Genomic DNA, 12,012 nt, shown 5'->3' with positions numbered 1-12,012 from the left:
GTGTTCCTGTAAAGATAAATTTGATTTGCAAATATATACCGGCATTCGCAAATTGGCAATTTACTAATTTAGTGACATTGAAATACCTGCGTGGCATGGTTTTGTTGGAAATCCAGCGACCTGCCAAGGCCGGATAAAAGCTTTTGCCTGATTATGTGAATGATCGCCCGCTATTTACTCGCCTTTTCGCGGCATTTCGCAGAAAATGCGTGATAGGCAAAATGCAGTGAGGAAATAAATGGATTTGGTTCTGGGTTTGGGGGCGACGTTCATCGCCATTGTGCTATTAGTGCAAGTAGTCACACTGGTGATCTCTACCAATCGCTTATTGAAGTTGCAACTGTGGTCACCGCTAAAGACCCCATGTGTGCGCAGCGCCATCGGTGAACTGACACCGGTGCTGGATGCTGCACGCGCCGAAATGGAACAGGCAGGCTTCCGCTATATGCACAGCTGGCGTGAACGCTCCCTGATCTGCGCCGACGACATGCCCCACAGCTATGCCGATGTCTACCACCACCTTGCGCAAGACGTGCATGCCGAAGTCTACCCTGCTGAGTCAAGCAGCGGTGGCAGGCTCTATAATGTCTATTTGTGGAATACCTATATCGACGGCAATGCACTTTTGACCGTCAACAAGCTGCTGCACAGCATGATCCCTTATCCGAACCGGGTCTGGGTGCAGGATGCCAATGCAGACGATTTTGCCGGGCAACTGGCCGCCCACCTGCACACACGTGAAGCCGTTCCGCAGCAACGCACAGACGATATGGATGCACCGGCGATTGCACAAAACTTGGCCGGACGCTGGATGGTAAGACTGGAAAGAGAAAACAAAACCTATCAGCGCGGTGTGGTCAAAGGCGAACCGGTCTATGGCTTTCGTTTTTTATCGGCGCTGGCCCTGGCCTGGCGCATGCGTCTGAACAGTTGGCGCATCAAGAAAAAAACTACCGCCGTCACCACACTCGACCCGGCACTGGATGCGGCCAGCCTGGCGCGTGACCGCTTTGCCTTTGTACGTACGCTGTGCACGCTGCGTTCCCTGCGGGCACCGCGCTGGTATCAATACGTCAGCTTCACCCTGTCGGCGCTGGCCTTCCTGGGCGTGGGTGCCTGGTGGTGGGGTTTGGATGGTGCACTGGTCGTGGCGGCAGTCATCGCCCTGCATGAAGGCGGCCACTGGCTGGCCATGAAGCTGGCCGGTTTCCGCGATGTACAGGTATTTTTTGTACCAGGCATGGGCGGCATCACCAGTGGCGAAAAACATGAAGCCCGGCCACTGACCCATCTGCTGGTGTATCTGGCTGGCCCCATGCCAGGTCTGCTGCTGTCGGTAGGGGCACTGGCGACCATTACCTTCATCCCTTCACTGCTGACGATGGAATGGGCACCATATCTGATGACGGCTGTCATGGCATCGTTCTTCATCAATGGTTTTAATCTCTTGCCGGTCTTGCCGCTGGACGGTGGCCGTGTGATTGAGTTGCTGATCGTCGGCCGCCTGCCATGGCTGCGCTTTATTTTTTCGGTCGCCAGCGGTGGTCTTTTGGTCCTGGCAGGCATGAATACCGGCGACAATATCCTGCGCGGTCTGGGCATATTGATGCTGATAGGCTCACCCCTGCATTTCCGCGTTGCCAAAGCGTCTTCACTGTTATTGAAACAGGAACAGGCCAGACCAGCGCCGGGTGAACGCTTCAGCAAGGCTGCAAGACGCCTGTATGATTTCATGGGACAAGCCAGCTTCAGCAAATGGAATTATTCCACCAAGCTCAACGTCGGCCTGACCATACTGCCGCGCTATCTGGGACGCCTGCCAGACTGGAAAGAAAGTGCAGCCGGTCTGGCACTATACCTGAGCTGCATCATCCTGCCCCTGCTTGCCATGGGTGGCCTGATGTTCGCCGCACCGGGTGCCATGCTGAGCGTTGCAGGCCAGGGTGCCAGCTCTTTCATCGATACCGACAAAAATGACAGGTCAGCGAAAACAGCAAAAACTGATCTCAAGGCAACCATGCGCAATGGGGAAGCCGACATACAGCTACAAAGAAAACAACGTGCAGAGAAAATAGATGCAGCCCAAGGCGCAGCGCGTGTAGGCATGATCAAGGAAGCACTGGAAGAAACACAGGGAATCGATCCAGAAGATGCATTGCGCATCGCCAGACTGTATTACGCCGAAAACAATAATTCGATACAGCCTACTCACGCCCATGCTGATGCTGCGTTTTCTGTAGCGACGGCATTGATGAACTGGTCAGGCCCGGATGATGCGGCAGATCCAAAAAAGAATGACGCAGAAATAGCCCAGTACCTGCTGGAAGCCGAAGCCATTTTACGGGCGCGCTTGCATGCGCAGGAAGATAAGAAGGATAGCCGTTTACTGGCTCAGGTATTGCAGGCACGCGATTTGTCCGCCAATACGCCGGGCAAGATCGTGCTGCAGGAAGAAGTGGTCACTTTGCTTTCCAGTGACAAACAGAAGGAAGATGTGCAGTTGTTACAGGCACGCCAGATGCTGGCACACAGCCTGTATGCGGCAGGGCGCCGCGCAGATGCAGAAACACAATTACAAGCCGCCGAAACGGACTTTGACTGTTCACCTGAAGTGAACGACAAACTCAGTGACAAACTAACTGACAGGGCAGCAGACAATTACCACTGTAATTTATTAAAAACAGACCGTGCATGGCTGATGGTCAGCACCAACCGGCTGGATGAAGCAAAACAATTGGTGGCTCCGTTTTTAAAGGAAGCCACCAACGATAAAGGCATGAATGATTTTGCAAGACACGAAAGCCACCAGATCAACTGGATGATCGCAACCCTGCAAAAAGATTATAAAACTGCCAGACAGGAAGCACAGGCTGCCAACAACAGCTACCAGATGTCATCCGGTAACTGGTTGATTGATCTGTTCATCAAGCGCGGGCAACCTGTCAGTAATTTCCAGGCAGACCTGATGCTGGTACATAGCCAGCGCGCACTGGGTGAAATAGAAGAAGCCGGCAAAACGTCAGAAAGACTGCGCAATGCCGTCCAACAGGCACGCAACCGCATGCCTCAGACAGTCAAGCCAGCCTCAGACGAACTGGTGTGCCGCAGCATGGTGTATGACGCTGGTTGGAAAAAATTCTTCCAGCAAACCCTGCTTGATATTGAACAACGCGAAATCAAATGCATACCGCGCGTTGTTGCTGTGGCCAGATAAGTGACGATAAGTGATGATAAATGGTGAACAGGTAAGGGGGCTGCAGCAGGTGGCTCACCGCCGTGCTGCATCCATCCAGGCCTGCTGATATTCAGGATGGACTTATCGGTGACGGTGACGCTGTCGCGTACTTAACCATTTTTGTACCGTCCGTGTTTCAAATATGCGGATGCAAGTCCACACCAGCGAAGCCAGCGCCGCCATGGCAGGAAACCACCCCGCCAACGTCGCCAGCACCGTGCCTATGGACAAGGCATCAATGAAATGCGTAATTTGATGTTCTTGCATTGAGTTGACCTTGGTTGACCTTGGTTGACCTTCATGGAAAATGAAAAAACCCGCCAAATGATTGCGCGGGTTTTTTCGTGTGCTAACAGCAATCCATCAGGCGACCTTCACATACGGTATAGCACCAGTGCGCAAAGGGTTGATCGTCGCTGTTTTGAAGTAAGCACCACCACCAGCCAGATCAGCCACCGACACGATGTACTGTGTTGTTGTGCTGGTATTTGAAGCATGCGCCCCACCCAGCACGACGCCGGTAAAACCAGCTGTATTGATCGTGACCGGATAACCCGTTGCATAGGCCGTGATCGTGCTGACCTGCCCGTACTTCCAGGTGACGCCACCGTCTATGGTGTATAGGCTATTGGAAGTATTACCCCATGTGCCAATGATGGTTTTGTTGGCATCGACAGCAAACGGACGGGATAAATTGGATCCATCAAATGTCTCAGAAACATACTGTCTTGGCAATGTTCTGACATTGAAGTTCAAGCCATCTGTCGATGTCAGCATCTGATAGACACCGTACAAGGGTACCAGGAAGCGGTAGCCATCATGCCAGGCAAATTGTGCATTGCCGCTTGCACCTGCTGGCATCGTCACATTGCTCCAACTTGCGCCGTCATCCGTACTGCGATACAAAATATTTCCGGTGCCAGATGTACTGGACTGCGTTAACAATACAGTGCTTCCCGCATAAGCAAAGCTGCAAGTGTTTGAGTAACCGAATCCAGCTGGTAATGCCCTGCTTACCCAGGTTGCGCCCCCATTCGCAGAATAATATATCAAGCCATTTGCACTATTATAGATTGTCAATTTTGCAGGCACCGTTGCATTGATCTGCATACGTGAAGTGGAACCCTGCGTTGCATTCAGGCCTGTGGGCGTACTCCAGGTGACGCCACCATCCGTCGTCACGCGCTGCACACCACTCTGATATAAGAGGAACACAGTATTTCCATTTTTATACACAAAGCTGAGAGCATTTGTGCTCATAGAAATAGATGCGCTACCAAGCACAGCAACGGATTGATCCCCACCCCAGCTAATACCGTCCGTCGATGTCGACGCTACAACGTTGGCATTGGTGGCGTTACCCGTAACGTACAAAAAGCGGGCACCACACCAAAATGCCAGACTTGAACCAGCAGCGCCATAGGAAAGGCCGCCAGAATTATACGGCGCATTCACTACACTATTGCCAACATTCCAGCCATCGGTAGGTGACGTATAGGTAGAAGGCAAACCTGTCAGCGACAAGTCACTCCAGGTCTTGCCGTCAGTTGAAGTGCGGCACTTTAAGATGCCGCTGGCATTATGGTAAAAATCAAAAAAAGCACTGCCGTTACTAGTCAGACTATGGATATTTTGTCCGCCTGCACTATTTGCTCCAGAAACCACAGGCTGCACCTTGGTCACACCGCTTGCATCAAATATCAATGCTTCAGCAATTCCGCCTGCGGTCTGACACTGCACCGCCTGCACACCAGCAACAGGACCGCAAGCAAACTGAGAAGTCGTCAACACCTGTGTCGCCGCCATCAGGTTGCCATAACTGCTCATGCTGACCTTAGGCGAACTGACATCTGCCGCCAGAGCATTTTTCAGTGTTGTCGATAACAGGCTGCCTGCTACAAAGCTGCCATTGGCGATCATCCATTTGCCGGTACTGTTTTCCACATAGTTGGGTTGGCCCGCCATGTCGACGATGTCGCCCACAATGTATTTTTCATTTTTTTGTCTTGGATTAAATGGCATGATTATTCCTCGTAACCGTTGGCATTCACGCTGACTGATGCAGCGCCACACTGGATGATGACAAACTGACCGGCATTCGCGCACAGGCCGGTAAAACTGGCGCTGGCATTGGCATCCAGTATTTCGTCATAGATCAACCATTCACTGCTGGCAGGTGTCGCTGCGGCAGAAATGGCCAGGCGTATGGTGGTGGCAGTGGGCAGGCGGTTACAGAAATTCACCAGAAATTCTGCCGTGTTGCCAACCGCGACGGTGTACAGCGTCTGTACTGTTGTGTCAGAGTCGAGTGACCCCAGGATACCTGTTTTTGCCATTATGAATTACTCCCGATAAATGCCGAGCGACCCCGGCTTAAAGTTTTGATATAAGTACTGATGTACCAGGATGCGTAACTGCCCGATCCCGTAATACTGCTGACATTGACGACCAGCGTATTACCCGTATAACTGGTAACGCGCCCTATCATCTGTTTGCCAGCACTGTTAAACAGCAACAGGCTCATGCCTGGTGCCCAGTTCTTTCCCGATGCGACAGTCAAGGTCTGTGTGCCAACGGCAATCGTCAGGTTGCTGGTGCTGAGATCGGTATACGTCGGGCTGTTGACTGCGCTGTTGGCCATAGCGGCAGAAGCAGCAGCCGCTGTTGCGCTGTCAGCTGCTGCCGTTTTGAATGTATTGGCAGTTGTGGCCGAGTTAGCGGCGTTGCCTTCCGACGTGCTGGCCGCCGTTGCCGAATTGAATGCGGCCAGCGCATTCGCATACGCATTGGCGGTCAATGCACCCATGTCGGTCATGCCAGTTCCCAACCAGGAGATGAACGCATCGACCCGGTTGGAAAACGTGGTCCGGTCACCACGCTGTGGCAGATTCGCCGGTGGTGGTGTATAGCTTGGTGGCGTAGTAGGCATTAAATGAGTCCTTGTACGTTAAGGGTTAATTGACAATTGGTAGGATGGTCGTAAGAAATTTCACCACTACCCAGACCGAATACCCGCAAACCCTGGTAAGCGACGATATCAGTACAGATCCACACGCAAGGCACATCCAGTACCGACTGCAAAATGTCGAGTACCGTATTGGCTTCGGATAATTCCAGAACTGCCGTCGCACTCATGTCGGTGGCGGCCTTACGTCGCTTGATGACGTTGTTGCCAAACTCATCCACCTTGATATAGCTGTAGGTTTTTGGTTTGGCTCTGGCGCCGTACTGGGTCATCCCCAGCGGACGCAAATCGCCAATAGCCAGCAGGCCCAGCTTGACACTGCCCGATACTCTGGTCAGGGTGATGCTGATTTCGGCACTGTTGTATTCACCAATATCACGGCCAACAAAATCGGTCTGCGGCTTGAAGCGATCAAAAAAATACTCGTAATAGTCATCCGGTGCCGTGCCTTCCAGCACGCCCGAATAGCTATAGACGATAGTGCCACCCGGCGTACTTCTGACTGTGATGGCAATGGTTTCGGCTTCAATTCCTCCCAAAAAAAAGCTGTTGAATGCGCCGGGACGCAACACCACCGTGAGTGGCGAAGCGATGCTGGTCTGGGTGCTGACGATGCCATCAAACATGGCCCATTTATTGGTCGGACCTATGTCTATCCACCAGGGCGTGGTACCGGTACGATTGGTGATATTCGTCGGATCATTGTTGAGATTGCTGGCCCTGACACTTTCGTAAATACGATGCGTGGTCGTGCTGATACACCGCGTGCCTACCGCATACGTGGTTGCGTTGCTGTAGAGCGGGTAATCATTTTCTGCAGCGGTACTGCTGACCAGTATGGCATCGTCTATGTTGATGGGTGCCAGTACACTTAAATAGGCGCTCATCAGGCGATCTCCACCAGAACGGGGCCCGCACCAAATGCATCAGCGGTTTTCGCGCTGCTGCTGGCAGTTGCCCCGGTATTGCTGACAATTTTATTCATTGCGGTATCCTGATTTTCTACTGCACTGCGCAGTTTACGAATTTCGGAAAGCAATTCATCGTTTGACGAACCACTGATCATGGAAGCAGTTTGTGCCGCTGTAAAGATGCGTGAAGGACCAGTCAACTGCAATTCAGGTCCGTTCTCACCAACCAGATGCAAGCCGCCGTCTGTATCACCGCCGGTGGCAAAGGCTGCCACATTTCCGGTCAATACTGCCGGTTTTGCCTGTGCCGCAGCAACGGCCGCTGCCTGAGTTGCTGCCATCTGCGCCGCAGCCTGGGCTGCCTGAGCTGATGCCAGTGCCGCTATCGAAGTCGTCACCTGCAACAATGCAGCCGACAAAGTCAATACCGCGACATTGGTACCCAATGCGGTATCGAGCTGTGCTTTGGCATTGGTCAGCAAACCATCCAGATAATCGGTCTGTATGGTGTAGGCCAATTGTGCATCGGTTGCATTTTTCTCCAGTTCAGCCAGCAACTGTTCTTGCGCGACTTTGGCTTGATCCAATTGTGCGTTGAGCGTGATTAACGATTGCTGTGCCGCATCCAGTTGCGGTGTTGCCACTGCATTCAGGGCAGCAATGTCGCCTGCTGTCACGTAAAAGTCACGGGTGTAATCTTCAAAGGAAGAGAACAGATCCGTACTTGGTTGCGATATCACGCCGAGAGCGCTTTTCAGCTTGTCATCTTCTGGCAGACCACCACCGTTTTGCGCGGTACTGACTGCATTCGACAAGAAGTTTTGCGCAGTCTTGCGATCTGCCGCCAGGTTACTGCCCATGCGCATGCCTTCCAGCGCGCTGGTCAGGGTATTGACGATAGTGCGTGTTGTCTCAACGGTTTTGTTGACGGAAGCAATCTGACCATTAATCGCCTTGGTAGAGGCATCATAAATAGCAACTGCCGCTGTCTTCTCTGCGTTGATCTGCTTGATCTTGTCGTCATACACCGTCTTGGCTGCATTTTTTTCTGCATTGACGCTGGCAGCAAGGGCTGTCATGGCTTCGTCGGCTTTTTGCTTCAGGCCACTGATGACGTCCGCCATTTTTTGTGCAGCGGATACCATTTCCTTGGCACCGTTATTGAACACATCCAGACCATGCTCAAACAAGGCCTGATACTGTGCCGTATTTACACGTCCTTTGATCAGTGCATCATTCAAACGTGTAAAGGCGGCTTCAAACGAAGCCGGATCAAGCTGTTTGATCCCATCCAGCAGCAGAGACATATCACGCAGTTGGTTACCACCCACACCGCTGAATGCCGCATTACCCGACAAGGCTGCTGCCGCATTTTTGGCATCCTGCGTTGTCATGGCAGCAGCGGCAGCACTGGCAGCCTGGGCAATAACAGCGGCGTTACCCACCATCGAACCAGGGTCAGCAATATGTGCCTGATCAAACTGCAACGATTTCAATTGCCCGGCCAGCGTACGTTGCTGTCCTTCATCTTGCGTCAACAACAATTGCTTGCTGATGGAACCGATCTGCGCATCCAGACCATCCACCACGGCAGACACAGATTGCCCCATCACCGTTGCCAGTGAAGTCAATCGACCTATCGCCGTTTCGGTTTGGTACAGCGGGGTATTGGCAGCCGCGGCAGATGCAGCCAGCGCGTCTGCTGCCTTGCTGATTTCACCAAAGTAATAACCAATAGAACTCATGCCGCTAAACACCAGTCGCTGCGCATCTTCACCCACGCGCCTCAACTGCGCACTCAGATCACCTGCAAGTTCCTTGGCATCTTTCATCACCGTATCGATGATCGCCATACCGCTGGCATATTCATCCTGGGTGATCCGTCCGGTTTTCAAGGCATAGTTGAGTGATTCGATACCATCCTTATAGGCTTGTATATCCTTGCCGTAATAGGTAACGGATTCATCCGCATTATTTGCTACCCGATAGGATTTCGCATCACTGTCAAAAGCAAACTGATTGCGTGCAGCAATAACACCCGCAATGCCTGCGCCCTGTGGAGAAAAGTCACGCAGAGCGATCATTTTTCCGGCAGTCACGAACACGCCATGCAAGGCATCCGACAAGGCATTACCCATGCTGATACCCAGGCCGTTCTTCACTTCCGTTGCCAGGCTTTCATTGAAATCATCACTGAGCGTTTGCGACAACAGTATGCCGATCACCTTACCCGCATCCTGCGTATTGAGTGCATCAGCACTGACCTGGCCAGCCATTTTCACACTGGCTTTGGCATTGAACCTGGCCGCAGCGTCGTTGGAGAAGGTCTTGTCATTAAACACGCCCACCATATTGGCAGCCAGCGCTGCTACTACATTGCCAGAACGCAGCAAGGCCGGGATACTGGCTTGCGCAGCAGTTACCAGCTCAGTCATGGCTTGTGCGCTGGCTCTTGCTGCAGCAGCAAGTTCTTCCTCTTGAGCACGTCGTTTTTTTATTTCAATCAGACGGTCTTCTAACGACATGTAATTACTGGTCGTTGCGAACACGGTAGCAATGTTCAATTTTTGGACGCCATCAGTTATTGCCGCTACTGCGTCAGTAACAGGTACCACAGCCGGTACGATGGAAGCGAATGCACCAGACAGTTTCAGTAAAGTAGCAATTTGTTCTGGCGTACCCGTTTTACTGATCTCCGTCACCATATCGCGGAAACCATCTCTGGTTTTAGGCAAAACACCAAGGCCAGCTTTTTCAAATTCTGCTGTCAGTGCCTTCATGACATTCGCTTCTTTCTCGCTGGTGGAGAAGAAGTTGTCATAGTAACTTCCGGCGACCTGCTTCAATGCATCCACACCGCCAATCAACTCTGTGATGGTTGATGTGGCTTTTAAGCCTGCGTCATCGGCTGCAAATTTCGCCAATCCCAAATTCGACATGACCGTATTGGTAGCATCAAAATTTTGCGCTACTCTCTGCAACGTTGCACTTGCAGTCTCACCTTCTTTTGACAAGCTAGTCAGATTAGGAAGTAAATCTAGAGCGACTTTATCCGATACGCCCGCCAATGCCTTCGTCAGGTTGGTTGCAAATTCAGCATCTGTCTTACCAAAATCGAATTGCAGACTGTAACTCTTCTGCTTGATGAATTCAGAATCTATACCAAGCTGTTTGGCAAACAATGTCGTGCTGGACATGATGGCCTCATAGCCTGCCTTGATAGCCTTACCAGCCGCCTGTGTGCTACCGGTTGTATCGTTATAGGTAACCCCGTCAGCTACAGTATTACCCGTATTCAGATCATAATTCCAGGCGCCGCGAATATCGCCCGTGAACCATCCGCCTTCTTTGACATGCTCCACATTCTTTGTGCCAGTGACGCCAAACGAACCAACTTGTGCAGTAACGTCTTGCCCGGTAATTTCACGGTCACCATGACCAAAGCCTTTGGTTGCGATGTAATAAGCAGCAACAGCTGCAGCAACATAAGGTATCGCAGTTGCAACCGCTGACCCCAGTCCAGCTCCTGGCAAGCCAGCCGCAACTGCCGAAGAAGAAAGACCTCCCTGACCAATTTGCATACCAATGCCGAAATTTTCAATGACTGACGAACCTAAAGTCGTTCCCAATCCTTCAATGGCCGTACCTGCCGTCTGCGCCATACCAGCAAAACCATTGGACAACATGGAAAATGCGGATTGCGCTGATGACGCCAGGTTCAACACATTGCCACCTGAACTTCCATCCATGAACGTCTGTGCACTTGCAGCAGATGGGTTCAATAACGAAGCACCAAATGCAGCAATTGGCGCAATGATGGGTCTGAGCAACATCTGAGCAAACTGCTTCTTCAAATCAGCAACCAATTTCTTGACTGCGCTACCGCCGCCATTGTCGATGGCACCATACAAGAAATCACCGATTGATTTACTGCTAGCGTCCCATGCCGCTTCGGCTTTCTTGGCTGCTTCAATACTCGCCTTTTCAGCAGCGGCATCTGCGGCCAATTTGACTCCCTTCTCTTCGGTTTCTATGAGAGTTTTTCGAAGCCTGATTTCTTCCTTGATCTGCGCTAACCTGGTTTCCTCTACTTCTATGAAATTCTTGTTTTTACTTTCACTAATGGCAAACTGTGCCAATTCAGCATCGGCTTCGAGTGCGGCGATTTTTGCTTCATCACTAGCTTTTTTCTCAAGCTCTTTAAGTTCGACGGTTTTTCCAATTTCGTCATTTTGCTTACGTTGCTTTTCAATTGCGTCGCTTAAGCGTGAAGAGGTTGCTTTTCCTTCGTCAACAATAGACTTGATCACGTCATCATGGGCCTTTTTTTCCTCAAGCAATGCTTTATTATTATTGAGTTTTTCGGCTACCTCACGTTCTTTATCGAGCGCGCTGATATTGTTTTTATGCTGAAGTGTCTGCTCTGCTGTCAATCCACCAAGTGCCAGTATTCTTTGTTCCTGGCTTTTCTTGAATGCGATATCTTCCATTGCAATTTCTTGCACTCTCCTCTCGTATTCGAATTGATTGATACTGCCTAATTTTTTGGCAGTTTCCAAATCATCGCTCACACCTTTATTCACCAAATCACGTATTTTGGCTTCGTTTGTGATGCGCTCCGTGGCAAGCTGACGTTCATCCGCCCCTAAAGCTCGGGTAGAATCTGCAATTTGCTTATTTAATTCTTTTAACCTTTGCGCCCTATCTTCAGAATCTTCACCAGTTTTCACCAGTTCCCTCTGATCTTTCAGGACTCTTATTTGATACGTTGCTGCTTTTTGAATTTCAGGTTGAGCCAGTTTCTCGCGTTCATTGTTTGCATTGTTTTCCTCTTTTTTTGCTGCCGCCTGATTCTTATATTTCAAGATCTCTTGCTGGTTCTTCAAAGCATCATCAATTTG

At 51.0% G+C, this 12,012-nt stretch carries 7 protein-coding genes; 1 reads left to right on the top strand and 6 read right to left on the bottom strand.

Translation table 11 applies throughout. The annotated features are described in order from the left end of the window. Nucleotides 1-238 precede the first annotated feature (238 nt). Nucleotides 239-3,214: a site-2 protease family protein gene (locus H8L32_RS23075; RefSeq protein ID WP_186949840.1), complete on the top strand. Its 2,976-nt coding sequence runs from the start codon at nucleotides 239-241 to the stop codon at nucleotides 3,212-3,214. Nucleotides 3,215-3,316: 102 nt separating this feature from the next. Here H8L32_RS23075 and H8L32_RS23070 read toward each other — a convergent pair whose 3' ends face one another. The 6 genes from H8L32_RS23070 to H8L32_RS23045 form a co-directional block, all read right to left on the bottom strand. Further along, nucleotides 3,317-3,502: a hypothetical protein gene (locus tag H8L32_RS23070; protein ID WP_186949838.1), complete on the bottom strand. Its 186-nt coding sequence runs from the start codon at nucleotides 3,500-3,502 to the stop codon at nucleotides 3,317-3,319. A gap of 96 nt (nucleotides 3,503-3,598) precedes the next feature. Continuing rightward, nucleotides 3,599-5,257, bottom strand: coding sequence for a sialidase family protein (locus tag H8L32_RS23065; RefSeq protein ID WP_186949836.1), 1,659 nt, complete (start codon nucleotides 5,255-5,257; stop codon nucleotides 3,599-3,601). Nucleotides 5,258-5,259: 2 nt separating this feature from the next. Next, a complete protein-coding gene (locus H8L32_RS23060) occupies nucleotides 5,260-5,571 on the bottom strand; it encodes a hypothetical protein (protein ID WP_186949834.1) in 312 nt (103 codons plus the stop codon). After that, nucleotides 5,571-6,164, bottom strand: coding sequence for a hypothetical protein (locus tag H8L32_RS23055; RefSeq protein WP_186949832.1), 594 nt, complete (start codon nucleotides 6,162-6,164; stop codon nucleotides 5,571-5,573). The genes H8L32_RS23060 and H8L32_RS23055 overlap by 1 nt, the downstream gene beginning before the upstream one ends. Then, nucleotides 6,164-7,087 carry a hypothetical protein gene (locus tag H8L32_RS23050; protein WP_186949830.1) on the bottom strand — a complete coding sequence of 308 codons (924 nt, stop codon included), beginning with the start codon at nucleotides 7,085-7,087 and terminating at the stop codon, nucleotides 6,164-6,166. Before H8L32_RS23050 ends, H8L32_RS23055 begins: the two co-directional genes overlap by 1 nt. Then, nucleotides 7,087-11,601, bottom strand: coding sequence for a hypothetical protein (locus tag H8L32_RS23045; RefSeq protein WP_230412381.1), 4,515 nt, complete (start codon nucleotides 11,599-11,601; stop codon nucleotides 7,087-7,089). Before H8L32_RS23045 ends, H8L32_RS23050 begins: the two co-directional genes overlap by 1 nt. Nucleotides 11,602-12,012: the final 411 nt, after the last annotated feature.

The organism is Undibacterium hunanense (genome assembly GCF_014284335.1).
Lineage (GTDB): Bacteria > Pseudomonadota > Gammaproteobacteria > Burkholderiales > Burkholderiaceae_D > Undibacterium > Undibacterium hunanense.
The sequence above is the reverse complement of the archived record's forward strand: the minus strand, read 5'-3'. Positions and strand labels throughout refer to the sequence as shown.

Bases quoted from the DNA above. Each gene is read 5' to 3' on its own strand.
- H8L32_RS23075 (WP_186949840.1), top strand. From the start codon at position 239: ATGGATTTGGTTCTGGGTTTGGGGGCGACGTTCATCGCCATTGTGCTA.
- H8L32_RS23070 (WP_186949838.1), bottom strand. From the start codon at position 3,502: ATGCAAGAACATCAAATTACGCATTTCATTGATGCCTTGTCCATAGGC.
- H8L32_RS23065 (WP_186949836.1), bottom strand. From the start codon at position 5,257: ATGCCATTTAATCCAAGACAAAAAAATGAAAAATACATTGTGGGCGAC.
- H8L32_RS23060 (WP_186949834.1), bottom strand. From the start codon at position 5,571: ATGGCAAAAACAGGTATCCTGGGGTCACTCGACTCTGACACAACAGTA.
- H8L32_RS23055 (WP_186949832.1), bottom strand. From the start codon at position 6,164: ATGCCTACTACGCCACCAAGCTATACACCACCACCGGCGAATCTGCCA.
- H8L32_RS23050 (WP_186949830.1), bottom strand. From the start codon at position 7,087: ATGAGCGCCTATTTAAGTGTACTGGCACCCATCAACATAGACGATGCC.
- H8L32_RS23045 (WP_230412381.1), bottom strand. From the start codon at position 11,601: ATGGAAGATATCGCATTCAAGAAAAGCCAGGAACAAAGAATACTGGCA.